Genomic DNA, 24,112 nt, shown 5'->3' on the forward strand with positions numbered 1-24,112 from the left:
GACCACCAGACCGGGTAACCCTAGGATAGAATCGATTGGGGACATCAGCATTGTTTCCTTTAGACAGGTTCTTCGCAAAAACAAGTCTAATGAATGCTGGTCGTTCCCCGTTTATGATGTAGAGCCTTAATCACACCGTTCCAACCACACTGAGCCAAGACTCTCATGCGGTAATTCTCAAAGTTTTTGAATCCAAACGCACGGCGTGAGAGCATTTCCATCTTCGGGCCCGTCTTTCCTGTCTACCGTTTTGACCACGAGGATGAGGTTGTCGAAAGAGCCAACAATACCGAATATGGCTTGGTGGCCTATGCTTGTACGCGAGACGTCGGGCGGGCATTCCGCATGCCCCGGGATATCCAGGCGGGCATGGTGATCCTGAACTCCGGGTCGGTCGGCACGGCGTCAGTGCCGTTCGGTGGCGTCAAGCAATCCGGCTATGGGCGCGAAGGCAGCTTCTACGGCATCGAGGAATACGTCGAAGTGAAGTACGTGCTGATGGGCGGGCTGGACCGCTGAGGCGAGGGCTTGGCGTAACAAGGGTGATCTGTCGGAATCCGAGGCCGTCGCTGGCATGCTGGTGCGTTAAATGAGCGTGGCCAAACCAGCCGCGCGTTACCCCGCAACGTTGTATCAGGTTTGACGAACCCCTAAAACGCCCCCACAATCACCGCATGAAATACGGTGAATACATCTGGCAATCGCCGCACTGGCCTGATTGGTGCTACGACCTGGCCGCCCTGGCAGAGCCTTTGGCGGCCGTCAGTCGTGCTCAAGGTCTTTTGCTTGGCCGCCTGGCAGACGTGGGAATGGCCCTGCGCGCCGAAGCCAGCTTGGCGGCGCTGACCGAAGACGTTGTCCAGACCAGCGCCATTGAAGGCGAAACGCTCAGTGTCGCCTCGGTCCGATCCTCTGTCGCACGTCGTTTAGGCGTCGATATCGGTGCATTGGCCCCCGCAGACCGTCACGTTGACGGCATCGTCGACATGATCCTGGACGCCACCAGCAAAGCGATGGCGCCTCTTACTGCCGCGCGCCTATTCGGCTGGCACGCGGCACTATTCCCCACAGGCTATTCTGGCATCAGTGCGATCAAGGTAGTCCACTGGCGGGATGACAGTAACGGTCCCATGCAGGTCGTCTCAGGCTCCATCGGTCGGGCAAAGGTGCATTTCGAGGCTCCGCCCGCGAACCGGCTAGCAGCGGAGATGGCACGTTTCCTAGACTGGTTGAATGACGCCTCACCGAAAGAACCCGCTCTCGTTCGCGCTGGCCTAGGCCACCTCTGGTTTGTCACCCTGCACCCCTTCGATGACGGCAACGGCCGTATTGCGCGTGCCATTGGCGACCTGCTGCTGACCCGCGCCGACGGCAGCCCCCAACGTTTTTACAGTTTATCTGCTCAGATCCAGCGGGAACGCAAAGCCTATTACGACATCATAGAACGCACGCAAAAGGGCGACATGGATGTGACGCGGTGGCTGACGTGGTTTCTGTCCACCCTGCTAAAAGCCATCGAACACGCCCATGGCGTTCTCGATCAAGTATTCGCCAAGGCAAAGTTCTGGCAGCATGCGGCAACCATTCCGATGAATGAGCGGCAGATCAAGGTGCTGAATCGTCTGTTGGATGGATTTGAAGGCAAGCTGACGACTAGTAAATGGGCAGCGCTAGCCAAATGCTCTCAAGACACTGCTTTACGTGACATCACAGAGTTGCTACAGCGAGGTGTTCTACAAAAAACCGACGCTGGCGGTCGCAGCACAAGCTACCAAATCCGACAGTTCCATGGGCAAGCATAAGCACAAGTCACCTCTTTACGTCCTTGGAGGATGCTAGCATCACCCTCGGTCGCCCTGTGAACCGCACGACTTCGTCGCGAGAAGAGTCTCATAACCGCATCGCCGATGCCTGTTACGCCCAAGACTATCCAATGAAGGAGCCCCTATGTCGCGCTGGCGCTGGATTTTGAATCGACTCGGAAAACGCCTTTGGCTACGTGCGACTCTCATCGGGCTGCTGGGTGTTGCCGCCGCCATTATGGCCGCGCTGGTTGAACGCTATATCCCCTGGGACCTGCCCACGAATATCGGTGCCGATGCGGTAGGCACCATTCTTAATATCATCGCCTCAAGCATGCTAGCCGTCACCACGTTCTCTCTCAGCGTGATGACAGCGGCCTTCGGGGCGGCAACCACGAACGTCACCCCGCGCGCCACTCGCCTCCTGATAGAGGATCGGCTGACGCAGACGGTGCTGTCTACATTCATCGGAGCATTTCTGTTCGGTATCGTCGGCATCGTGGTGCTCAGTACGGGTGCTTATGGTGATCGCGGACGCTTTGTGCTTTTTGTGATTACCGTGGGGGTGATCGTATTGATCGTGGCGTCGCTGCTGCGCTGGATCGATCACCTGACGCGCTTCGGACGCGTTGGTGAAACCACGGCGCGCGTCGAGCAGGCCGCCGAGCGGTCCATCGTCGATCGACTCGGCGCTCCCTATCTCGGGGGTCGGCGCATGGTCGATCTACCCGCAAACGGATATCCGATTACCGCGCCCGTGATCGGGTACGTACAGCACATCGACGTGGGCGCGCTGCAAACCATTGCCGAAGACATCGATCAGGACATCTATGTGGATGCTCTACCCGGGACGTTTGTCTATTCGGATACGCCGGTCGCCTGGCTCGCCGAGGCACCGACTGAGGAAGAGAGCCCCGAATTACAGGAACGTTTGCTCAAGGCGATCACCATTGGCACTGAGCGCAGCTTCGACCAGGATCCCCGCTTCGCGCTGTCGGTGATGAGCGAAATCGGGTCGCGGGCCTTGTCGCCCGCCACCAATGACCCCGGCACGGCTATCGATGTCATAGGTCGCATGACTCGCTTGATGAGTCTTTGGGCAGGGTCCTGCGAATCCGCGGATATCGAGCCTGTCTATCCTCGGGTGCATGTACCGGCTTTGCGCACCGACGACCTGTTCGAAGATGCTTTCATGTTGTTGGGCCGGGATGGCGCCGGGCTCATCGAGGTGCAGCTGCGTTTACAGAAATCGCTGTTGGCGCTGAGTCGTCGGGGCGATAGCGCCTACCGCGCTGCGGCGCTGGCAATGGCCCACGAAGCGCGTGACCGGGCTGAGGCTGCTCTGACGCTTGAGGCAGATCGGGCCCGTCTGCGGGCCTTGTATATGCCCGGGGGCTAACGAGCGACCGGCACCGCGACTACCACCCGGTTCTTAGCCGGGGCTTTCGAGCACCCTACTCCCTATTTACGAAAAGCCTCAACTGCTCTACACTCATTTTCGGCATACGAATTATTTTTCGCATCCCGAAAATACTAGGAGACAGCATGGGCGGGCAGGATAAAGAGGTGGGCGCCACCGCTATTTCAAAGGTGGAACCGGATCGCGTCACAGTGCGCGGCAAGGACTTGGCCAGTGAGTTGATTGGCAAAATGTCCTATACGGCGTACTTCCTCTTCCTCTTGACGAGCAAGGAGCCTTCGGCGGAGCTGGTCAAACTCGCCGACGCAACCATGGTCGCCATTGCGGAACATGGCTTTGTCCCGTCTATCCAGGCGGCACGAATGACGTACGCCGCCGCTCCGAACGCTATGCAAGGCGCCGTGGCGGCGGGCCTGCTGGGGTGTGGCCCCGTGATCTTGGGCGCATCATCGGAAGCGGGGGAGTTCTTCGCGGAAATTCTGGCGTATGCGGATTCGCAGAACGTCTCATTAAGAGACGCCGCCGCGACACTGCTGCGCCAGCGCAAGACAGCGCGCCAGCCTGTGCCTGGCTTCGGCCATCCCATTCATCGTGAGGAAGACCCGCGCTCGACCCGTTTGCTGGCGTATGCGCGCGAACTGGGCACGGCAGGCCGACATGTGGATGCCTTGCTAGCGGTGGAAGAAACATTAGAGGCAGCTTACGGGCGTGCATTGCCGATGAACGTGTCGGCTGCGATTCCTGCGGTGTTGCTGGATGCCGGTTTTCCGCTGCACGCGCTGCTAGGCATACCGATGGTGGCGCGCACGGGCTCGTTGATCGCACATCTGTATGAGGAAAAAGAGACCCGTTTGGGCTTTAAGCTCGCTGCGCGTGCCGAGGCCGGCGTACGCTACGAGCCGGCTGGAAACACCGACCCGGCGGCGGAATAGTCATGGCAGCGAAAAAGCTTTCACCGCAAGAGGTCGTGGCGCTCTACCCTGCCCACGATTATTCCTTATCGTCGCTGCTGCAAAGCCGTATCGCGGCCGTACCAAACAAGTCGTTTCTGGAATACGAGGATCAGCGCTGGACCTATGCCGAATTCGGGCAGACGGTCGATCAGACGGCGGCCTGGTTGCGCAAGCGCGGCCTCAAAGCGGGTGACAGACTGGGGGTGTTTTCGCAAAACCACCCCACGACGGTCATTCTGCTGTTCGCGGTGGCAAAGATCGGCGCCATCATGGTGCCGTTGAATCCCGACTTTGGCGTGTCCGAGGCGCGCTATGCGCTGTCGAACGCCGAGGTCTCGGGCATCGTGTGTTCACCCCGCAACTGGCAGCGTGCGCAGGAGGCTTGCCGCGAGATGTCGCCGCAGCCTTGGATCGTGCTGAATCAGTCTGACGACAATGCTATCGGCGTGCCTGCCATGGGCGACGAGATTACTCCGACGGACGCGATCCCCGCCGATGAGGCGAGCGGCGATGCGACCTGTTTGTTCATCTACACCTCTGGGACGACGGGCTCGCCCAAGGCCGCGATGCACGGGCAACGGGGCGTGGTGCTGACTGCCGAAGGCTTCGTGGTGCGGATGCACCTGCAGCCCGACGAGCGCGCGCTATGTGTGCTGCCGCTGTTTCATATCAACGCGCTGTTTTATTCGGTTGGCGGGACGTTGGCCGCCGGGGCAACGTTGGTGTTGAGCAGCCGTTTTTCGGCGTCCACATTTTGGTCTGTAGTTCATGAAACGCGTGCCACGACGTGCAACCTGATCGGTGCTGCAGCATCGATTTTGATTAAGCGTGATCGCAGCGAGTTCCGGCCCGGTCATTGCATGACGAAGATGTTCATCGCGCCGTTGGATGAAAACCTGGTCCGGGTTTTCAACGATGAATTTGGCGTGCGTGATCTGATCGAATGCTACGGCATGACGGAAATTCCCGGCGCGATATCCAATCCGTTCCCCGGCCCGCGCAAGCTGGGCAGTATGGGACGCATATCGCCGCACCTGTCGCCCGACTATCCGCAGCCACAACTGAAAGTGGTGAACGAGCAGTTCGAAGAAGTCGGTATCGGCGAACATGGCATTTTGCTGGTTCGTACGCCTACGGTGATGCAGGGGTATTACCGCGATGCCGAACGCACGGCAGACGCCTTCCATGACGGCTGGTTCATCACGGGCGATCTGGTGTGGCGCGATGCGGACGACTTCTATTGGTTTGTCGCGCGCCAGCGCGATGTGATCCGCTGCCGGGGAGAAAACATCGCGGGCGCGGAACTCGATCGGGTCATCAGCGCCCACCCTGATGTTCTGGAAGCCGCTGTCATCGGCGTGCCCGCCGAGTTGGGAGAGGAAGACATCTTTGCTGTGGTGGTTGCACGTCCGGAAAAGCACCCCACTGCAGAAGATATTGGTCAATGGGTCGCGCAGCAGCTCGCGCCCATCAAAATCCCGAGATATGTGGCGTTTGTCGAGGCATTGCCCAAGACACCGACGCAACGGGTAGAAAAGTTCAAACTTAAAGCAGATTCACAGCTGTTTAAACGCGCAACGAAGATTCAAATCGTTCCACATACAACACGACGCGGTGATGCCGTCCGGTAAATCGCGCACCTTTGCCTCATACATCGACAGTCATCACGGAGGAAGACATGATCAAGATCCACACCCTGCATAAGGCACTCAGCGGTTTGGCGTTGGCGACTTTCGCGCTTGCCGCACCCAGCGCGTATGCGCAAAACTATCCATCGCAGCCCATCAAAATGATCGTCCCGTACGCACCGGGCGGCGCGACTGACATCATCGGGCGTCTGGTGGGCAAGGCCCTGTCGGAAAAGCTCGGCCAGCCTGTGGTGGTCGAGAACCGCGCGGGTGGCAACACCGGCATCGGCGCCGCCACGGTCGCGCGCTCCGCGCCGGATGGCTATACGGTGTTGTTTACCAACGATGCGACGTTCGTGCTGAATCCTGCAGTCGCCAAGAACATGCCGTACAAGCTGGAAGACCTGACCCCGGTCGGCACGGTGTGCTACTTGAACCTGGGTATGGCCGTGAATGCCGATACGCCGGTCAACAACATGAAGGAACTGCAGGCCTATACCAACAACAATCCAAAGAAGTTTGCCTATGGTTCTTTCGGAGTGGGCAGCCACCCGCACTTCATGGGCGAGATCTACAACACCGTCACGGGCTCGGACGTGACGCACGTGCCGTACAAGGGTTCGTCGCCCGCCGTGGTTGACGTGGTGGGCAATCAGGTGCTGTTCACGTTCCCGGCGCTGGCCACCATCCAGGGCCACGTGAAGGACAAGCGGATCAAGGTACTGGCGATTTCCGGCGAAGAACGTTCGTCGATGATGCCCGACGTGCCGACCTTTACGGAGGCCGGCTACCCTGACCTGAACATTGGCAGCTGGTACGGTTTCTTCGCGCCGGCCGGCACGCCCAAGCCCATCGTGGATAAGCTGAACACGGCGCTGGCCGAGATTCTGGACAACCCCGAAGTCTCTAAAAGCCTGATCGCGCAGGGCACGATTCCGCTGAAGATGACGCCCGCGGAAATGGAGACCCGTATGACGGAAGAGATCAAGCGCATGAAGGCGGTCGCACAGTCGGCCGATATCTCGATCGAGTAAGCCCACAGGCTGACCCGCATCGTACAGAAGGCCTGTATCGATGCGGGGAGCCGGTGTTAACCGAGTACGGACACCGTCAGGGCGGGGTAGCGGATCAGTTGTTCGCTGATGTGCTGCGCCGCCCTCTGTAATGGTTCAAGCCGCGTCTCGATGAGTTTGTCGCGCGTGACCTTGGTCGAGTCGGCGGAACAGTTGATGGCCGCAACGACGCGGCCCTGCTGATCCCGAATCGGCACGGCAATCGCGATAGTGCCCAGGCCTATGGCATCCTCGGCGATGGCATAGCCGTTCTCGCGGGCCGCCATGCACAGAGCGCGTACCTCGTCACGAGTGACGGGCGTTTTATCGGTAAAGGCAGGAAACGGAGCTCCGCTCAGGTAGGCCTCTAGCTCCTCGTCGGGCAAGTGACCCAGCAGGACGTAGCCAGTGGAGGCACCATGCGCGGGCATACGCGCGCCCACATGTTGGCGCAATCGCGCCGGCCGATTGCTGGGGATATGCACGACGTAGACGACATCATTACCATCCAACACGGTCAGCGACGACGCGTCGTGAAACACGTCCACGATATCCTGCAGATAGATCTGCGCGACCTGATTCAGGTTCATGGATTCAACAAACGCGGCGCCCAGTTGCAGTACCCGCGCCGTCAAGACAAAACGGCGACCGTTTTGCTTAACATAGCCCAGCGCCATCAAGGTCAGAAGAGACCGGCGCACGGTTGCCGCCGTCAACCCGGTCTTGGCCGCCACCTCGCTGAGCGTCATTTCAGGGGTGTTGCTGGTGAACGCTAAAAGCACACTGATGCCGCGTGCGAGGGCGCTAACGAAATCGGGGTGGGAGTCATCGAGGGCCATGCACGCATTATACGAGGCGATGCGCCCGCGAACGTGGCCGAACAGGGCGCAACGCGGCCGCGCTTGGGCGTCTGCATGGTCTTGTTGAAGGCGGCGTTCAGCCGGCTCACCACGTCAGCCGGGGGTGACGGTGGCATCGATCGTCAATACACCGTCCCACCCGCTTGCATATCCGCGCGAAGCTGTCGTGCTTCTCGCGACAGCACGCCAATCACACGCTTCAGATTGGTGCCAGACAAACGGGATCGTATCGCGGCCACGCTTAACGCAGCGATCACTGTACCTTGTGCATCCAACACCGGCACGGCTACACCCACCATCTCGGGAATGATGCGTCCAGGATTGAGCGCATAGCCTTTTTCCAGCGTCGTGGCGATGTCCTCGCGCAGCACATCCAGGCTGGGGTACGCTGGGTGCAAGCCCGCATGATTCCTGCCGAGAATACTGTCGATCTCCTCTGCCGGCTGAAACGCCAGCAGCGCGAGACTGCCCGCGCCCAGCCCGAGTGGCCGGCGATGCCCTGGTTCTAGCGTCAGGATCTTGATCGGGAAGTCACCGGTCTTGCGGTCAATGCAGACAGCATCGTCGCCAGAGCGCATGGATAGATAGGCGGTGTCGCCGGTTTCGGTCGCGATGCGTTGCAGTCCGGCCTCAGCGAATTCCCGTATGCCACGCCGACGCGCGGCGGCGATGCCCAATACGTACGCTTCTCTGCCCAAACCATAGGTTCGCAACGCCGGATCCTGATAAACGAATCCCTCGGCCTGCAATGCGGCCAGCATCCGGTGCGCGGTCGGCTGCGGCAATCCGCTGGCCGTCGCCAGGTCGCTCAGCCCCGCCCCGCGCGGCGGCGCGGCGGCCACCTGCTTCAGCAGTTGCAAGACCCTGGACACGCTCTGCGCGCCTGTCAGCCCCCTTGGCGACACTGGGGCACCCATTTTCTTCATCTTTGTGACTTCCATATGGTGGAGTTGCGCATAGCCGTACCCGATGGCGATTACTAGAATCTATCTCAGTAGTCCGCAGTTCTCCAATAAAGAGTACTCCACCTAATGGAGTTAATGTGGTTGAGACAACTGTTCTGGATAGTGCGACCAAGCTGACGGCGCATCACCGTGGCCACGTCGTGATCGCGGCCTCGCACGGCGGGGTTTACCCGGCGTATCTCGCCGCCGCTGCCGGCGTGACCGCGATCTTTTTGAATAACGCGGGCGTGGGAAAGGACGCTGCTGGGATTGCGGGTCTGGAATACCTGCAGCACTGCGGTATTCCCGCAGCCGCCGTCGATCACTGGTCCGCACGCATCGGGGACGGTGCGGATACACGTGATCACGGCAAACTGAGCCACGTGAACGAGACTGCCCGGCTGCGTGGCTGCATGATAGGCATGTCGGTGACGGATGCCGCTACGCTGCTCGCGCAAGGAACGCATGCTGCGGTGGCGGATGCGGTAAAGCCAGAAGAAGCCAGGCATGAACTGGCGAACGTGGGCCACCGCAAAGTCATCGGTATCGATTCAGTCTCGCTGCTGGAAGATGCGGATGCGGATGCGCTGGTCGTGACGGCGTCGCATGGCGCTCTGCTCGCCAGTTCGGGCACCGATAGCGTGCGTGTGCAGGTGCCGGTGATCTCGTTTCATGACGCAGGTGGAGGCAAGGACGATGCAGGATACAGCCGTTTGCCACGCCTGGAAGCACGTGGCATCGCCGCCGTGACAGTCAGCGCGGACAGTGCGCGTATCGGCGATTCCCGATCCTGCTACGACGAGGGAATCATCTCGCGAGCCAACGCGCCCGCCCGTGAATTGGGTGCGCGCCCTGGCGATTCTTTGAAGTCTTTCTATGCATCGCTGCAACTCGGCGGGCACACCCACAGGAGCTAGATTCCAAAATGTCCGAAACCATTGAAATCACCGGCGGTGAAGCCATCGCACGCATGTACGCCGCCCACGGGGTAGGCCCCATGTTCGGGATGGGTGGATTTCAGATGCTGCCCTTCTATGATGCCGTGCGGCGGCTGGGCATGACCCACTATCTGATCAACGACGAACGGTGTGGGATCTTTGCTGCGGACGCCTATGCAAAGGTCTCCGGTCGCGTCGGCGTCTGCGATGCAACGCTGGGGCCTGGCGCTACGAATCTGGTGACCGGGCTGGTGGAAGCCCTGAACGCCGGCACACCCCTCGTCGTGCAAGTGGGCGACTCGCACCGCGCCCACTCTTGGAAAAACATGACGCAGGAGACGCGTCAGACCGAGGTGTTACGCCCCATCAGCAAGGAGCTGATCCGCGTAGAACGCATCGAACGCATTCCCGAACTGGTGAGACGCGCGTTCGCGGTGGCGACACAGGGCCGTCCGGGGCCGGTGGTGCTGGATGTTCCAGAGGACATCGCGCATGCCACGCACACGTTTTCTATGTCTGAATTTACGGCAGGATCTTTCGTCAATCAGACGCCGTCGCTACGCATCCGGCCGGATGCGGAAACTTTGCAGCAGGCTGCGACCTTGCTGGCACGCGCCCGTCGTCCGGTGATGCTATGTGGAGGCGGGGTACACCTGAGCGGTGCCGCCGAAACCGTGCAAGCTTTCGCGGAAAATTTGGACGTTCCTGTGGCGCATACGCTCAGCGGCAAAGGCGCCATCGCATGCACGCATGATTTGAATGCAGGCCTGTTCGGCCGCTATAGCCGGATCGCCAATGACCTGATCGCCGCCGCGGACTGTCTGTTTGTCGTCGGCTGCAAACTGGGAGAAATCGCCACACGCCGGTTTGATTTGATTCCGGCGGATACGCCGCTGATTCATCTGGACATCGTGGCAGAAGAGTTGGAACGCACCACGCCGGCGCAAGTACGCCTCTGGGGCGATATCAAGGCCACACTGCCAGAACTGCAAGCGCAGGTGCTGTCTCTGCGTCACGACCAACGTCGTGACGATATGGCAATCGAGGCGCGCAAGCGTATGTTGGAATGGCGCAGTTCCGTCAAAGAAAAACTGGAGTCCCATGAGCGTCCGGTAGGCATGGCCCGGCTACTGCATGAGATTAATGCCTGGCTACCCGCAGACGGGTATCTGATTGCGGACGGCGGCTTTGCCGCGCACTGGGGCGGGCTCTTGTTCGACACGAAGCAGCCGGGACGGCACTTCGTGCCGGATCGCGGCTTCGCGTCGATTGGGTACGGCATCCCGGGCGCGATTGGTGCCGCCTTGGCCGCGCCCGGAAAGCCCGTGCTTAGCCTGACCGGCGATGGCGGCTGCAATATGTCGCTCGGTGAGTTGGAAACAGCGGTGCGTCTAAAGCTGCCTTTTACCTTGCTCGTCGTCAACAACGCGGCGTCTGGCTACGTCAAGGCGTTGCAACACCTGATGTACGGGGCCGATACCTATCAATCGGCGGATCTGAATGACACCAATTACGCCAACGTGGCGAGCGCGCTGGGCTGCCAGGGTATCCGCGTCGAAGATCCCGCAGAACTGCGCGGCGCGCTGGATGCCGCCGCCCTATGCACGGATCGCCCGACCGTGATCGATATCGTCGTCACACGGGACCCGGCCAAGATGCTACCCGGAGTCGATAACCGCGCAGCGAAGGTCAAACCCGGCGACCGCATCGCATAACGCTTAACACCGCTCGCCTCTCAGGCAAGCGGCAGTACCCGCCCCAAAGGAGACATAGACAATGAAAACTAAAACGCTGTTTGCCATGACGTCCGTGGTACTCGCCCTGACCGCGTCATTGACCACGACGGCTGCAGAAACCAGCTATCCGGATAAGCCACTAACCCTGATAGTGCCCTTCCCGCCCGGCGGCACGTCCGATGTGGTGGGACGCATATTGGCAGATTCCCTGTCGAAAGAGCTTGGCCAGACCATCGTGGTAGAGAACAAAGCGGGCGCGGGTGGGACGGTCGGCGCGCGCGCGGTAGCGAGCGCCAAGCCCGATGGATACACACTGCTATTAGGAACATCGAGCACGAACGGCACGAACTCGGCGGTCTATCGCAATCTCCCGTATGACGCGTACAAAGACTTTACGCCCATCACGCAGATCATCCGCGTGCCGGGCGTGATCGCGGTGAACAAGAAGTTTGCGGGCAAGGACTATCCATCTTTTGTCGAGACGTTGAAGGCCGAACCGAAGAAGCATACCTATGCATCATCGGGCAACGGCGGTGCCACGCATCTGGCGATGGAATACTACAAATCCCTGACAGGACTCGATATCACGCACGTGCCGTATCGAGGCACTGGGCCGGCATTGAATGACGTCATCGGCGGGCAGGTCGACATGATCTGGGACACCGCGGCTTCCTCCATGCCGCATATGCTGGCGGGCAATCTGATTCCAGTCATGGTGGCGGGCAAATCACGGCTGGCGCAATTGCCGGACGTGCCGACAGCAGCGGAAGTCGGCTTGCCGAATTACGACGCGGAAATGTGGAATGGCTTGCTGGCGCCTGCGGGACTGCCCGATGACGTGCTGAAGAAACTGAACGCCGCCGCCGTGCGCGCGCTGAAGAACCCCGAGACACAGCGCCGCTACGAGGCCTTGGGCGCTTATGTCATCGCTGACACACCTGAGCAGTTCGGCGAGATGGTGCGCAACGACGTGGCAAAGTGGAAGAAAGTCGCCGAGTTCGGCAACATCGCGTTGGACTAGCCTCATGATGCAACGACTGGCATCGAAAGTCGCCATCGTGATGGGCGCCGGCTCGCGCGAAGATGGCTGGAGTAATGGCAAGGCGGCGGCCGCGCTCTACGCCCGCGAGGGCGCGCTTGTTTATGCCGTCGATGTGGACCTCGTGGCAGCCGAACGCACCCGCGACATCATCCTTGACGAGGGAGGCGTCTGCGCCGCACTGCGGGCTGACATCACCGTGTCCAGTGACATCAAGGCGGTGGTAGATACCGTGCTGCGCGATCACGGCCGCATCGACGTTCTGCATAACAACGTCGGCATCACAGCGATGGGGGACGTCGTGGAGGCCTCGGAGGAAAGTTGGCGCAGCGTCCTGGACACCAATCTAACCGGGGTGTTCCTGACCTGCAAACACGTCTTGCCAGTGATGCAAGCCCAGCAGAGCGGCGCGATCGTCAACATCTCGTCGCTCGCCTCCATTCAGGTCAATCACTACCCCTACCCATCGTACTCGGCCGCAAAGGCCGGATTGAATCAACTGACGCGCGCGATGGCGGTGCAGTATGCCAGTCAAGGCATACGGGTCAATGCGGTTTTGCCTGGCGTCATGGACACCCCCATGATCTACCGGCAGATCGCGGGCGAATTCGACAGCATCGAAGCCATGCGGCAGAGAAGAAATGCTGCTTCGCCAATGGGAAGGATGGGTGATGCATGGGATGTCGCACACGCCGCGCTCTTTCTGGTGTCGGACGAGGCCAAATACATCACCGGTGTATGCCTGCCCGTCGATGGCGGCAAGAGTTGCGCGGGACGATGAAACACAGATACGAGCCTCGTCCACTGAAATGAAAACACAAAGCAGGAACCACGTTTTATGAATCTTTCGCTATGGACTTCACAGGCCGCTCACCGCCACGGCGATCGCATCGCGATCATCGACGGATCGCGGCAATGGACATATCGGGAGTTCGAGGCCTTGGTCGACCGCCTCGCCAGCGGGCTGGCCAACGCGTACGAGCCGGGCTCACGTGTGGCAGTCATGATGCATAACCGCGCCGAAGCCGTGATGCTGCAGTTCGCATTGGAACGAGCGGGCCTGGTTCGCGTCCCGGTCAACTTTCGCTATACCGCACATGAACTAGCAACATTGACTGCACATTGTGATGCGGCGGCGTTGGTCCATGACGCGGAATGCGCAGCGACGGTTGCCGCCGCCGGCCTCAACGATAGCTTGCACCGCATACCTATCACCTCCGACGAATGGGCGTCACTCATCAGCCATTGCATCACCCCGGACAAACTCCATCGGGCGAGCTTGAATACGCTTGCGACGATCAACTACACCTCGGGCACGACGGGCAATCCTAAAGGCGTCATGCTCTCGCAAGGCAATTGGGCGGCGGTCTACCGCAATATGCTGGTGGACCGACCGCTATCCCGCGACGATGTCGTTGCCTATGTCGGACCGATGACGCATTCCAGCGGCGCCTATCTGGCGCCATGGTATTGGCGGGGCGCGCGCAACATCATCGTATCACCGCCCACGCCTGCGAATCTGGCCGACACCATTGAACGCGAGCGCGTGACGGCTTTCACCTGCGTTCCCACCTTCCTGACCCGGTTCTTGACGCTGGCGGACCTGGATAGACGGGACTTTAAAAGTCTGCGCTTTATCGGCTATGGCGCGGAAGCCATTCCCGCGAATACGCTGGAGCGGGCATGGCAGGTCTTTGGCCCGATCCTATGGCAGAACTACGGCCAGACCGAAGCGATGATGACCTGTGCGCACCTGCCTCCCGAGGACCATATCCTGCACGATGCGGACGGCGAGTTGAGGTTCAGACATGGCGCAATCGGTCGACCTTACACATTCGTGGAGCTGGTCGTACGGGACGAACGTGGTGATCCGGTGGCGTCAGGAGAAATCGGCGAGCTGACTATTCGCGGCGAACACGTCATGCAAGGCTATTGGGAACAGCCTGACCTGACGGCCGAGACGGTGCGAAACGGATGGCTATGGACGGGCGATCTGGCGACCACTGATGAGGACGGTCTGATACGGCTGGTTGGCCGGCGCAAAGATATGTTGATCTGCGGCGGCTTCAACATCTATCCCAGCGAGGTCGAATCGCACCTGACTGCCCTGCCCGGCGTGCTCGAAGCTGCCGTGGTGGCGCACCCTGACGCATCGTGGGGCGAGATCGGAGTGGCCTATGTGGTCCAGGATCAACCCGAGCGATGGACCGCCGATACGCTGGCGGCCGCAATGCGGCCCATTCTAGGCATCAAAACGCCGCGTGCATGGCGGCTCGTTGCTGAGTTACCTAAGACCAACAACGGAAAAATCGATAAACGACGACTGCAGCGCGACTATGCCGACAGTTTGCAGTCCGGTGATAACAAGGAGCCTGTCGCATGACACAAACCCGCGGTGCAATTCGTATAGGGTGTCCCGATCGCGAAGTCGTCGTGTGCGCCTTTGCGCGTTCGCCTTTTGGGCGTTTCGGTGGCGTGTTGTCCCCCCTGACACTGCCCGACTTGGGAGCACAAGTCATCAATGCGCTATTAACTAAATCCGGAATTCCGGCAGCGGATATCGGAGCTGCGTACTGCGGGATCGGGCTCGCTGGGGCAGCGGCCTTGACGGTCACGCGCCAAACCGTGCTGCGATCCGTGCTCGCTCAGGAGCTTCCTTCCGTCGGTATCGACAGAGCGTGTTGCTCGGGCATGACCGCCATCGCGCAAGCCGCACGAGACATCATGCTGGGACTACAGGACGTGGCGATTGCCGGCGGCATGGAGAGCCTGTCAAACATGCCGATGTACCTGCCACGTCAACGCAGCATCCGGCCCGGCTCTGTCCAATTGAAAGACCCATTGATTCTGGGGGGGGATGCAGTGGACCGGCCCATTGCCGTGTATTCCGGCGAAGAGGCCGAACGCTTCGGCGTTGATCGTTCGCAACAAGACGCCTGGGCGGCCCAAAGTCATCAACGCTATTTCGAGGCACTGGAGCAAGGCGCCTTTGCAAAGGAGATCGTACCCGTCGAGGTAGCTAACGGCCCTGAGGTCACACGAGTCACGGCCGACGAAGGCCCGCGACCCGACACGACACCATCCAAACTCGCGCGGTTAAAAACCGTCTATGGAAGCCCCACGATCACTGCCGGCAATGCCCCGGGCCTAAGCGACGGCGCAGCGTTCCTGGTGCTGAGCACCCGAGCCTTCGCCACGCAACGCGGCTGGCCTGTACTAGGCCACATCACCTCGTACGCGCAAGCCGCTGGCGGCCCCACGTCAGGTACATCGCTACCCGCCACGGCCATTGAACGACTGTTGGCGATCGAAGGCGCCGACATTCTGGACTTCGACCGGATAGAGATTAACGAGGCTTATGCCGCTACGGCATTGGTCAGCACGCAGGTTCTCAGCCAGGGATCGCAGGCCGATCTGGCGACGATCCGATCGCGGACCAATCCGTGGGGCGGTGCCGTGGCGATCGGCCATCCGCTGGGCGCGTCCGGTGCGCGCCTGGTCATGACACTGCTGTCGGGCTTTGAAAAGGCCGGCAAGAAGCAGCGTGGCATCGCTGCGATCTGCGGAGGATTTGGACAAAGCGATGCCTTGGTCGTGGAGTCGGCTTAGACGCCAGCCTGCTCCCCAACCTCACAACCACAACGATAGCCAGGAGGAAGACATGCAAAAATATCTGCGCATAGCATCACTGATGGTCGCCATGACGGTGGGAGTCCTTTCCGTTGCGCCCGCCGTATCGGCTGAACAGAAATGGCCCGAACGTCCGATACGGATGGTGATTCCGTTTGCCGCGGGCGGGGGCACCGATGTGTTGGGACGCATGCTGGCCCAGAAGATGTCAGAGGGTTTGGGCCAACCGATCGTCGTCGAGAACAAACCCGGCGCGGGCGGCAGCGTCGGCACGGCAGATGTGGCCAAGGCCACCCCGGACGGGTACACCATCCTGCTGGGCAGCAGTTCCACACATGGCATCAACCCTGTGCTGTATTCGAAACTCCCCTATGACGCCATCAACGATTTCGAGCCTATCGCGCTGATCGCCACGAACAAGTTTGTCATGGCAGTGCCAGGAAAGTTTCCGGCCAATAACCTTCAGGAGTTCATCACGCTGACCAAAGCCGATCCCGAGAAGTATCCCTATGCTTCTTCCGGCAATGGCACCACCAGCCATCTGGCCGGCGCATTATTTGTAAAACAATCCGGCGTTCCGCTGGCGCACATCCCCTACAAGAGTAACGTCCCCGGTTTAAACGATCTCATGGCAGGGCGGGTTGCGGTGATGTTCGACAATATCACCGCGATGCAGGGGCAAATCCAGGCTGGCATGGTCAAGCCTATCGCGACAACGGGCGAGACCCGATCCCCCATCCTGCCTGACGTGCCCACCATGAAGGAGCAAGGGTTGCAGGACTACCAGATCGGAGGCTGGTTTGTACTGATGGCGCCCGCCAAGACGCCGAAAGCGATCACACAGCGCATCTATGAAGAGCTCAAAAAAGTGGTTTCTCAGAAAGACGTGCACGACAGGATGGTCGCGATCGGGGCGGACCCGCAAGTAGAGGGGCCCGACGACTTGCGCAAGCATCTCGCGACTGAGATTCCACGCTGGAAGGAGATTGTCGACCTCGCTGGCGCCAAAGTGGATTAAGGCGCAATGATGAACTCGAGGGAAGACAGCGGATGCCCTGCCGACCCCCAAACCGTTGCCTGCATCGGACTGGGCATTATGGGGCAGGCGATGGCCTGCCGGCTCATCGGGGCCGGCTTCGATGTGCGCGGGGTGGACCCCAACCCGCAAGCGGCGAACGCCCTCGCAATGCGTGGGGCGCAGATGTGCGCGTCGCCTGCGGTAGCGGCGGCCTCGGCGCAATGTGCCATCATCATGGTGAGCAACGCCACGCAAGTGCGAGCGGTGCTGTTTGGACCGGAGGGCATTGTCCACACAATGCCGCGCGCAGGCGTCGTGTGGATCGCGAGCACTATACCGGCGGACGTGATGCGCGAATGTGCAAGGCGTCTGTCCGAATACGGGCTAACGGCTTTGGACGGCCCAGTCAGCGGTGGACGTCGCAAGGCACAAGCCGGCACGCTGACGGTTATCGCGGGGGGCAGTCAGGCGGCGCTCGAAGGCGCCATGGCCTACCTGTCCGCGTGTGCGGCTCAAATACACCACGTCGGCGATACGGGTGTGGCATCCACCATCAAGATCATCAACAACCTGCTGGCCGCCAGTCACGTCGTCCTGACGGCGGAAGCGCTAGCTTTGGGCGCGCGAACAGGTGTGGCGCTGGACAAGCTGATTGAGGTCGTCGGGTGCAGCTCCGGAGCGTCACAGATGTTCTTGAATCGCGCCTCGCGCATGACCCAAGGCGACCATGAAGTGCACGCCAGCATCGACACGTTTTTGAAAGACCTCGACATTGCACTAGCGTCGGCTCAATCTCTCGGCGCGAGCGTCCCGGTTTCGCGGGCCGCGCGCGCGGTGTTAGCCCGTGCAGCGCAATCGGGCATGGGGCCTCATAGTGATACGGAACTATTCGACCTTTATCAGGCGGCCAGAGCACTCTCGGATGAACAATGAGCACATTCAAAGACAAACTCAGAAACGGCGATACCGTGTCGTTAATCAACGTGAACCATCCAAGTCTTGGCGTCGTTGATGTGGTATCGCGTCTGGGGATCGACGCATTCATGTTCGACTGTGAACAAGGCAACCTCAGTTACGCTGACGTTGAGTACATGGGCCGCGCCGCGCAGGCCAATGGGGTAGGCGCTATCGCCCGCATTCCGTCGCCTGAGCCATGGATCATCGAACGCACAATCATGCGAGGCGTGGATGGGCTCGTCATCCCCAGGCTGGATACAGCGGATCAGGCCCGGCGTGCCATCGCGGATATCCGATACGCGTCCCCCTCTACCTTCGCACGCAAAGTAATCATCGTTCAAATCGAAACCGTCCCGGCGGTGCAGGAACTCGATGATTTTCTGAGCCTTTCAGAGGTCGATTGCTTCTTTGTGGGCGCGGTCGATCTTGCCAAGAGCATGGGGTATGACGGTGACTATTCGCAACCTGCCGTGCAGGCCAAGCTACAGGACGTCGTGTCCAGGATCGTCGCCCGCGGTCGCACGGCGGGCTTTCTGGTCAAGGAAAACGATATGGCCTACTGGCAGTCTCAGGGAGTCACAATGTTGTATTCGCACGTGAATGAGTTTTTATCGCTCGGCGTGCGACATTGGCGTCTCGCTGCGGGGCTGCCGGTTTAGGTTGTGCCGTTGGGAATAGGTCAGCACTCATTTCAAACGCGTGGATGAGATCCATCGTAGTATCGGGAGAAGGACAATGGTTCCGATTTAAGATTGCTTTTGTTTCAGCGCCCTTCTCGGATCCGTTGCGCGCGCTCCTCCGTACGCGGGTGACTCGATAGCCAGCTCGGCCCTCCGCTGGCGCTGCGTTCCGACAGCTTTTCCAGCAACACCGCCAGTGTTTCAGGATCGCGATTCGACTGCCGCATCAAAGCCGCGCCACGCGCATCAGCCTCGCTCTCGAAACCACGCGAATACCCCAGATCCAACAAGCCCGCTCCCAACACGCCCATGTCGTGCGTCATGCTCGATACGTCGCCCGTCATCAACATCACGACTGCCGACAGGCCAGCGACCCGCGCCAGACGGCGTATGCCGTGTCGGAGTTCGACGTGCGCAATCTCGTGTGCGAGCACCCCTGCCAGGGCGTCTGCCGTTTGTGCCAGTTCCGCCAGCTCGTCCGTGACGATTATCTGGCCGCCGGGCAGCGCCATCGCGTTGGCACCGACAGCTTGTCGCCGCGCCGGAAGGCGAGCTTCAACGTGCCAGGCTTTGTATCCGCGTGGCTGGCGAGCTCATCGAACACGGCGAGGATGGCGCGCTGTTTTTCGGCTGGCAATTCGCTAGGGTGCAAGGCCACGCTATCCAACGTATCCATTGCGGCACCGCCGAGCCGGGCCTCTACGGCCTGGGGAACCAATCGCGAGGCGGCGTCAGCAAACCACGGCACGGTCCAACGCAATCCGATAAAAAAACCAAGTACGCCCAGGACGGCCAGAGCGAGCAGCGGTGCACCGAGGTTTTCCAACCGATGCCACAAGCCGACGCTGCGCCGCCCGAACGTACGCTCCAAAGTGTCAACATGATCGTTGTCGTCGGTCTCAAAAACGGCGCCGTCCGGGAGCGTGGCGCGTCGGGGGGTCGCGCCCATGCGGCTGGACCACCGCAATGATCCTGGCGGCAGATCGCGCGTTGTCTCACCGTCGTCCAGTAGCAACGAGCCGTCTGGCTGCAGCGTTAGCAAGGCAGCACAATAGGAAGCCGCGTTGGGTCGGAAGAGCCGGCCGCGCAACGAGTAGGGCTCAGTAGAGCGCTGCACTGGCGAAGCCTTCGAGCTCGCTGAACTCCCCGCCAAAACTGCCCGGCGCGTTCTGCTGACTCGATACCACTTCGTCGAGTCCAGGCGCAGCCAGTAGCGTTATGTTCCGCATCAGATAACGGTATTGGCGCACGCGCGCCCACGGATAGGCGAGCATCAGCGTGGCAGAGGCGACCAGCCAGCCCGACACAATGATCCAGACATAGCGCAAGGGCGACAGGCGGCTTTCCAGGCGATGGCCACCCGTGATTGTCGTACCGTTAAGAATCTCGTTATGCACACTAGCGCCGTAATAAAGCCCCGCGACAAAGAGGGCGATGTAGCCGCTGAGAATCACCCACCAAAAATTCAAAATGAGATTGACGGGATCGAGATGACTATGGATGTCCGCCATCGCTCCCGGCGGAAACAAGCCCGTCAGAAACGCCACACCTATGCCCATGATGACAGTGGCGATGAACACCAACACGCTACGCCCCAAGGCGGCATACAGGGCGCTCAGCCGTGGCTCAGTCGCAAAGGCGAGGTTGCCATAGCCGTAGCCGCTAGCCAGATAGCGCGCGGACATGCGCGAACACAATGGCGCCAATAGCCCGCATGAGAATACCGCGACGATCGGCATGATCAGGAATACGAGCGCCGCGCCGCCATATCGGCCGCGAAAGCCAAAGCGAACGTTGCTCCATGAGGTCATGGCGGCATTAAAGCTCAGGCCAGCATTGATCGCCCAGGGCAACGCCAACATCAAAGCGATAAAGGCGGCCCACTCGAGCGAGGGCCACAGCCAAACCAGCGCGGAATAGGCGGCAATGGCGATCAGAGCCATCAACCGCCCTTTGAAGATCTGCAGGCCAGTGGCGTGATAATCGAAAGCGTGACCATTGACCACGGTATGACGCAGAAACCATTGGTTCGTGCGCACCTTGGCCCAGGCAGACCAGACCCCCAAGGTCACAATAGTGAGCAGCAGATTCACCAGCCAGACGCGGAAAAAACCGCCTGCCTCGCCGTGGAACTGCACGGGCAGCGGCTTTGGTCCGCTTGACGTATCCCATTCGAATGTAGAGGAATTGGAGGAGCCTGACGGACTCATCTGCGCGCCTTTGGCTGAAAAGAAAGGAACGCAGATTCTAGCTAGCAGGTCTCGCCACGATTATGGGACAAGTTCGATACTGCAAGGAATAGGACTACCTCCCTACCACCCCACTGCCCGAGGCGACGCATACGACGCGATGGACCATGCCGCCCGCCCGGATCAGATCACCCCTTTCTCTTTGAGCTCAGCCATACGCTCCTCGCTTAAGCCCAACCGTTCACGAAACACCTCATCATTGTGCTGACCCAACGTCGGCCCCAACGACTTGATACCCCCCGGCGTTTCACTCAAACGCGGCACGACGTTAGGCACCGCATGCTCGCGCCCATGGGCATCCTTGATATAGACGATGTTTTCGCGCGCCTTGTACTGAGGGTCCTCGAAAATCTCGTCGATGGAATAAACCGGACCGCAAGGCACCTGATACTGCTCGCAGATCGAAATCACTTCGTCACGGTTGAACTTCAATGTCCATTCGGTGACGTAGTTGTCCACGTTCTCGCGATCGGCATCCCGCTGCTTGATGGTGCCCCACTTCCCTTCTCCGCCGAATTCCGGAACGCCCATCGCGGTCGCCAGGCGTTCGAAGATCTTGTCACTCGTGCAGGCAATGGCGATCCACTTCTCGTCTTTGGTGGGGTAATGACTGTGCGGGACGACGTTGACGGTGCCCGGGCCCATGCGCTGACGCACATAGCCTTTCATGTGATAGGACGGCGCGATCTCGTCCAGGATACGGAAAATCGGCTCGTACAGGCCGATGTCGATATACTGGCCCTTGCCCGTTTTCTGCAGCGCCTGCAGAGAAAGCAGCACCCCCACCGCGCCATACAGGCCCGCCAGATAATCAGGAATGGTGGCCGAGCCCGGCGTCACGGGTGGGCGATCGGGATACCCCGCCAGAAATGACAGGCCACCGAACGCATTGCCGATTCGACCGAAACCGGGCCGTGGGCTGTAGGGCCCGGTCTGTCCATAGCCAGAAATGCGGACCATGATGAGCTTGGGATTCACTTCCTTCATGACGTCCCAGCCCAGGCCCCACTTCTCCAGCGTACCGGGTTGAAAGTTCTCCACCAGCACGTCCGCGCCGCGCACGAGTTCTTTAAGCAACTCGGCGCCTTCGGGCGTACGCAGATCCAAGGTGACCGATTTTTTATTGCGGCATTCGGATAGCCAGGGTAGCGAATCGCCCTCGGGCGTGATGCTGCCGAAACGACGCAACGCGTCCCCGATCTTGGGCATTTCGATCTTGATCACGTCGGCGCCGAACTCAGCGAGCTGAGTCGAGCAGAACGGGCCGGCCAGAAAGCTTGAAACGTCGATGATCTTTAAACCATCAAGGGGCTGGATATTCATAGCAGTAGCAACCACATTGTCCTCCGTAGGTGTCAGATCACTTCGCGCGCTGGCTCACGACTTTTTCGTGTACGGCGAGTAGTTTTTGAGCGGCATAGAGAATGGGATAGTCGATGAATTGACCGTCCAGCTGGAATGAAGAACTGCCCTCCTTCTCCGCTTGCTCGAAGGCCGCGACGACTTTGCGGGCACGAGCGACTTGCTCATCGGTGGGGGAGAACACGTCGTTGACGACGGCAACCTGGTCCGGGTAGATGCACAATTTCCCTTGGAATCCCATGCGTAGGGCGCGCCTCGAGGACTGTGCAAAACCCTCGGTATCTTGGATATTGATCCACACCGTGTCGATAGGCGGTTCCTTTCCCGCCTGGCGGGACATGAGGACCACCTGGCTCCGATAAGCCTGCAGCTCGTCCTCGTCGCGCGACCATTGCAGATTCATATCCAGACAAAAGTCGCCCGCGCCGAAGGCAACGCGCCGCACGCGAGATTCGCACGACAAAATCTCGCCAATGTTGGCCATGCCGCGACCGGTCTCGATCAAGGGCATCAAATCGATGCTACCTACGGGAAGCCCCCGCTCCTTCTCCAGGCAGCTGATCATCCACTCGGCGGTCTTGATATCGTGCGGCGACTCGGTTTTTGGCAGCACGATGCCATCCAGCCCAGGCTGCACGACTTCATAGATATCGCCAAACGCGAACTCGGTGCTCAAGGGATTAACCCGCACATAACCCAGGCACGAGCGCGAACGCTGCATGGCTTCGACCACTTTGCTACGGCTGGCCACCTTTTCGCTGATGGCGCAAGCGTCTTCCAGATCCAGAATCACCGCATCCGCGCCCAGCTGAAAGGCCTTTTCTACCCGTCTGGGATGGTTGGCGGGAGCAAACAAGAACGTCCTGAAAATTGCCATCGTGTCTCCTCGGCGTTTGTGCGTACATTTAAGATTTGTACGGACAATATAGGGGGATTGTCGAACCTCGTCAACGCAAACACGCTAGTATTTAGCTATGTGCCGAACTCATCCGGTACGAGATGACCTGTCGCATTGACAGGACAAGCACACGGAAGCAACCCAGAAGGGCTACAAATGAAAAAAACATCTGCACAGTCAAGCATCTCAAGCCCCAAATCTGAGCAGGATCTTGCATTACGTCAGCCGCTTTATGTCGTGGTGGCGCACACCTTGCAGAAAGAAATCGAGCAAGGAAAGTACACGGTAGGCAGTGTGCTGCCGACCGAGGAAATGCTGGTAGACCGCTTTCAGGTCAGCCGCCACACCATCCGTCAGGCGCTGCGCGAGCTGAAGGACCAAGGGCTGATACAAGCGCGCGCGGGCATCGGAACAATTGTCCGTACACAGCCAGGGAAGATCTGGATGATGAGCGGTTTGAACTCGCTGGTGGACCTGCTGGAGTTCGCTACCGAAACCGAGATGCATATCCTTAACACGTCCACGGTGACGGCCGACCGTCATCTGGTCAAGATGATTAAGTGCGAGTTGGGATCGAAATGGCTGCATATGGAGATCCTGCGCTGTTTACCCGATCAACCGCGTCCTCTGAGTTTTCTGAAGGTCTACGTACAACCGAAGTACGCGCCTAAGCTAAAAAAGCTTAAACATATGCGTGAGCCCATCTACGCGGTGCTCGAGCGCGAGTATGGTGTGCGTATCGCCGAAGTCCGCCAGGAACTCACGGCCGACAGCCTGGATCACGATATCGCCGAACTCGTGGACGCCACGCCGGGACAGGCTGCGCTGTCCATCATTCGCCACTATTACGACAGCCGCGGTGAGCTAGTCCAGATCGCACTGGGTTACTACCCGAGCGGACGCTATACCCAGACAACGCGCATACACAGCAAGCTCGACGAGTAAA

22 protein-coding genes and 1 pseudogene are annotated in these 24,112 nt (G+C 59.9%); 16 read left to right on the top strand and 7 right to left on the bottom strand.

Annotated features, from left to right (window positions below):
• Window positions 1–216: 216 nt before the first annotated feature.
• The 6 genes and pseudogenes from GOQ25_RS02130 to GOQ25_RS02155 all read left to right on the top strand — a co-directional run.
• Window positions 217–519, top strand: a pseudogene (locus GOQ25_RS02130) (aldehyde dehydrogenase family protein); the annotation flags it as partial.
• 155 nt (window positions 520–674) lie between these two features.
• Window positions 675–1,802, top strand: a complete 1,128-nt coding sequence (locus tag GOQ25_RS02135) for a Fic family protein (RefSeq protein ID WP_160348799.1) — start codon at window positions 675–677, stop codon at window positions 1,800–1,802.
• A gap of 145 nt (window positions 1,803–1,947) precedes the next feature.
• The gene (locus GOQ25_RS02140; RefSeq protein ID WP_160348800.1) at window positions 1,948–3,201 is read left to right on the top strand and encodes a DUF2254 domain-containing protein; all 1,254 of its coding nucleotides are present in this window, start codon (window positions 1,948–1,950) and stop codon (window positions 3,199–3,201) included.
• A 146-nt stretch (window positions 3,202–3,347) separates the two neighbouring features.
• Entirely contained in the window at window positions 3,348–4,154 is an 807-nt protein-coding gene (locus GOQ25_RS02145) for a citryl-CoA lyase (protein ID WP_160348801.1), read from the top strand.
• A gap of 2 nt (window positions 4,155–4,156) precedes the next feature.
• Window positions 4,157–5,806 (top strand): class I adenylate-forming enzyme family protein, encoded by a 1,650-nt coding sequence (locus tag GOQ25_RS02150; protein WP_160348802.1) that lies wholly within the window; start codon window positions 4,157–4,159, stop codon window positions 5,804–5,806.
• Between the two features lie 47 nt (window positions 5,807–5,853).
• Window positions 5,854–6,837 carry a tripartite tricarboxylate transporter substrate binding protein gene (locus tag GOQ25_RS02155; protein ID WP_160348803.1) on the top strand — a complete coding sequence of 328 codons (984 nt, stop codon included), beginning with the start codon at window positions 5,854–5,856 and terminating at the stop codon, window positions 6,835–6,837.
• 56 nt (window positions 6,838–6,893) lie between these two features.
• On the opposite strand, the gene GOQ25_RS02160 is transcribed toward GOQ25_RS02155, so the two are convergent.
• Both GOQ25_RS02160 and GOQ25_RS02165 read right to left on the bottom strand, forming a co-directional pair.
• A complete protein-coding gene (locus tag GOQ25_RS02160; RefSeq protein ID WP_160348804.1) occupies window positions 6,894–7,694 on the bottom strand; it encodes an IclR family transcriptional regulator in 801 nt (266 codons plus the stop codon).
• 143 nt (window positions 7,695–7,837) lie between these two features.
• Window positions 7,838–8,656, bottom strand: a complete 819-nt coding sequence (locus GOQ25_RS02165) for an IclR family transcriptional regulator (protein WP_236844455.1) — start codon at window positions 8,654–8,656, stop codon at window positions 7,838–7,840.
• Between the two features lie 101 nt (window positions 8,657–8,757).
• On the opposite strand from GOQ25_RS02165, the gene GOQ25_RS02170 reads away from it, so the two are divergent.
• From GOQ25_RS02170 to GOQ25_RS02210, 9 genes are all read left to right on the top strand, one after another.
• Window positions 8,758–9,576, top strand: a complete 819-nt coding sequence (locus tag GOQ25_RS02170; RefSeq protein WP_160348805.1) for a hypothetical protein — start codon at window positions 8,758–8,760, stop codon at window positions 9,574–9,576.
• A gap of 8 nt (window positions 9,577–9,584) precedes the next feature.
• Entirely contained in the window at window positions 9,585–11,312 is a 1,728-nt protein-coding gene (locus GOQ25_RS02175; RefSeq protein ID WP_160348806.1) for a thiamine pyrophosphate-binding protein, read from the top strand.
• A gap of 61 nt (window positions 11,313–11,373) precedes the next feature.
• Window positions 11,374–12,354 (top strand): tripartite tricarboxylate transporter substrate binding protein, encoded by a 981-nt coding sequence (locus tag GOQ25_RS02180; RefSeq protein ID WP_160348807.1) that lies wholly within the window; start codon window positions 11,374–11,376, stop codon window positions 12,352–12,354.
• 4 nt (window positions 12,355–12,358) lie between these two features.
• Window positions 12,359–13,153: an SDR family NAD(P)-dependent oxidoreductase gene (locus GOQ25_RS02185; RefSeq protein ID WP_160348808.1), complete on the top strand. Its 795-nt coding sequence runs from the start codon at window positions 12,359–12,361 to the stop codon at window positions 13,151–13,153.
• A gap of 57 nt (window positions 13,154–13,210) precedes the next feature.
• Entirely contained in the window at window positions 13,211–14,755 is a 1,545-nt protein-coding gene (locus GOQ25_RS02190; protein WP_160348809.1) for a class I adenylate-forming enzyme family protein, read from the top strand.
• On the top strand, window positions 14,752–15,981 hold the full coding sequence (locus tag GOQ25_RS02195) for a thiolase family protein (RefSeq protein WP_160348810.1): 1,230 nt from the start codon (window positions 14,752–14,754) through the stop codon (window positions 15,979–15,981). The genes GOQ25_RS02190 and GOQ25_RS02195 overlap by 4 nt, the downstream gene beginning before the upstream one ends.
• A gap of 52 nt (window positions 15,982–16,033) precedes the next feature.
• Window positions 16,034–17,020 carry a tripartite tricarboxylate transporter substrate binding protein gene (locus GOQ25_RS02200; protein WP_160348811.1) on the top strand — a complete coding sequence of 329 codons (987 nt, stop codon included), beginning with the start codon at window positions 16,034–16,036 and terminating at the stop codon, window positions 17,018–17,020.
• A gap of 6 nt (window positions 17,021–17,026) precedes the next feature.
• A complete protein-coding gene (locus GOQ25_RS02205) occupies window positions 17,027–17,953 on the top strand; it encodes an NAD(P)-dependent oxidoreductase (protein ID WP_160348812.1) in 927 nt (308 codons plus the stop codon).
• A complete protein-coding gene (locus GOQ25_RS02210) occupies window positions 17,950–18,636 on the top strand; it encodes an HpcH/HpaI aldolase/citrate lyase family protein (protein WP_160348813.1) in 687 nt (228 codons plus the stop codon). Before GOQ25_RS02205 ends, GOQ25_RS02210 begins: the two co-directional genes overlap by 4 nt.
• Window positions 18,637–18,740: 104 nt before the next feature.
• Here GOQ25_RS02210 and GOQ25_RS02215 read toward each other — a convergent pair whose 3' ends face one another.
• From GOQ25_RS02215 to GOQ25_RS02235, 5 genes are all read right to left on the bottom strand, one after another.
• Window positions 18,741–19,169: a M48 family metallopeptidase gene (locus tag GOQ25_RS02215; RefSeq protein ID WP_160348814.1), complete on the bottom strand. Its 429-nt coding sequence runs from the start codon at window positions 19,167–19,169 to the stop codon at window positions 18,741–18,743.
• Entirely contained in the window at window positions 19,145–19,774 is a 630-nt protein-coding gene (locus tag GOQ25_RS02220) for a hypothetical protein (RefSeq protein WP_160348815.1), read from the bottom strand. The genes GOQ25_RS02215 and GOQ25_RS02220 overlap by 25 nt, the downstream gene beginning before the upstream one ends.
• Complete coding sequence (locus tag GOQ25_RS02225) at window positions 19,758–20,867, bottom strand: YjgN family protein (protein ID WP_160348816.1); 1,110 nt, start codon at window positions 20,865–20,867, stop codon at window positions 19,758–19,760. The genes GOQ25_RS02220 and GOQ25_RS02225 overlap by 17 nt, the downstream gene beginning before the upstream one ends.
• Before the next feature lie 162 nt (window positions 20,868–21,029).
• Window positions 21,030–22,229 (bottom strand): CaiB/BaiF CoA-transferase family protein, encoded by a 1,200-nt coding sequence (locus tag GOQ25_RS02230; RefSeq protein ID WP_160348817.1) that lies wholly within the window; start codon window positions 22,227–22,229, stop codon window positions 21,030–21,032.
• Window positions 22,230–22,266: 37 nt separating this feature from the next.
• Window positions 22,267–23,145, bottom strand: coding sequence for a CoA ester lyase (locus tag GOQ25_RS02235; protein ID WP_160348818.1), 879 nt, complete (start codon window positions 23,143–23,145; stop codon window positions 22,267–22,269).
• 177 nt (window positions 23,146–23,322) lie between these two features.
• Here GOQ25_RS02235 and GOQ25_RS02240 point away from each other — a divergent pair, with 177 nt between their 5' ends.
• On the top strand, window positions 23,323–24,111 hold the full coding sequence (locus tag GOQ25_RS02240) for a GntR family transcriptional regulator (protein WP_160348819.1): 789 nt from the start codon (window positions 23,323–23,325) through the stop codon (window positions 24,109–24,111).
• The last annotated feature ends 1 nt before the right edge of the window (window position 24,112 follow it).

This window comes from Bordetella sp. 15P40C-2 (assembly GCF_009763235.1).
GTDB lineage: Bacteria > Pseudomonadota > Gammaproteobacteria > Burkholderiales > Burkholderiaceae_B > Bordetella_A.

Bases quoted from the DNA above. Each gene is read 5' to 3' on its own strand.
- GOQ25_RS02135 (WP_160348799.1), top strand. From the start codon at position 675: ATGAAATACGGTGAATACATCTGGCAATCGCCGCACTGGCCTGATTGG.
- GOQ25_RS02140 (WP_160348800.1), top strand. From the start codon at position 1,948: ATGTCGCGCTGGCGCTGGATTTTGAATCGACTCGGAAAACGCCTTTGG.
- GOQ25_RS02145 (WP_160348801.1), top strand. From the start codon at position 3,348: ATGGGCGGGCAGGATAAAGAGGTGGGCGCCACCGCTATTTCAAAGGTG.
- GOQ25_RS02150 (WP_160348802.1), top strand. From the start codon at position 4,157: ATGGCAGCGAAAAAGCTTTCACCGCAAGAGGTCGTGGCGCTCTACCCT.
- GOQ25_RS02155 (WP_160348803.1), top strand. From the start codon at position 5,854: ATGATCAAGATCCACACCCTGCATAAGGCACTCAGCGGTTTGGCGTTG.
- GOQ25_RS02160 (WP_160348804.1), bottom strand. From the start codon at position 7,694: ATGGCCCTCGATGACTCCCACCCCGATTTCGTTAGCGCCCTCGCACGC.
- GOQ25_RS02165 (WP_236844455.1), bottom strand. From the start codon at position 8,656: ATGGAAGTCACAAAGATGAAGAAAATGGGTGCCCCAGTGTCGCCAAGG.
- GOQ25_RS02175 (WP_160348806.1), top strand. From the start codon at position 9,585: ATGTCCGAAACCATTGAAATCACCGGCGGTGAAGCCATCGCACGCATG.
- GOQ25_RS02180 (WP_160348807.1), top strand. From the start codon at position 11,374: ATGAAAACTAAAACGCTGTTTGCCATGACGTCCGTGGTACTCGCCCTG.
- GOQ25_RS02185 (WP_160348808.1), top strand. From the start codon at position 12,359: ATGATGCAACGACTGGCATCGAAAGTCGCCATCGTGATGGGCGCCGGC.
- GOQ25_RS02190 (WP_160348809.1), top strand. From the start codon at position 13,211: ATGAATCTTTCGCTATGGACTTCACAGGCCGCTCACCGCCACGGCGAT.
- GOQ25_RS02195 (WP_160348810.1), top strand. From the start codon at position 14,752: ATGACACAAACCCGCGGTGCAATTCGTATAGGGTGTCCCGATCGCGAA.
- GOQ25_RS02200 (WP_160348811.1), top strand. From the start codon at position 16,034: ATGCAAAAATATCTGCGCATAGCATCACTGATGGTCGCCATGACGGTG.
- GOQ25_RS02205 (WP_160348812.1), top strand. From the start codon at position 17,027: ATGATGAACTCGAGGGAAGACAGCGGATGCCCTGCCGACCCCCAAACC.
- GOQ25_RS02210 (WP_160348813.1), top strand. From the start codon at position 17,950: ATGAGCACATTCAAAGACAAACTCAGAAACGGCGATACCGTGTCGTTA.
- GOQ25_RS02215 (WP_160348814.1), bottom strand. From the start codon at position 19,169: ATGGCGCTGCCCGGCGGCCAGATAATCGTCACGGACGAGCTGGCGGAA.
- GOQ25_RS02225 (WP_160348816.1), bottom strand. From the start codon at position 20,867: ATGAGTCCGTCAGGCTCCTCCAATTCCTCTACATTCGAATGGGATACG.
- GOQ25_RS02230 (WP_160348817.1), bottom strand. From the start codon at position 22,229: ATGAATATCCAGCCCCTTGATGGTTTAAAGATCATCGACGTTTCAAGC.
- GOQ25_RS02235 (WP_160348818.1), bottom strand. From the start codon at position 23,145: ATGGCAATTTTCAGGACGTTCTTGTTTGCTCCCGCCAACCATCCCAGA.
- GOQ25_RS02240 (WP_160348819.1), top strand. From the start codon at position 23,323: ATGAAAAAAACATCTGCACAGTCAAGCATCTCAAGCCCCAAATCTGAG.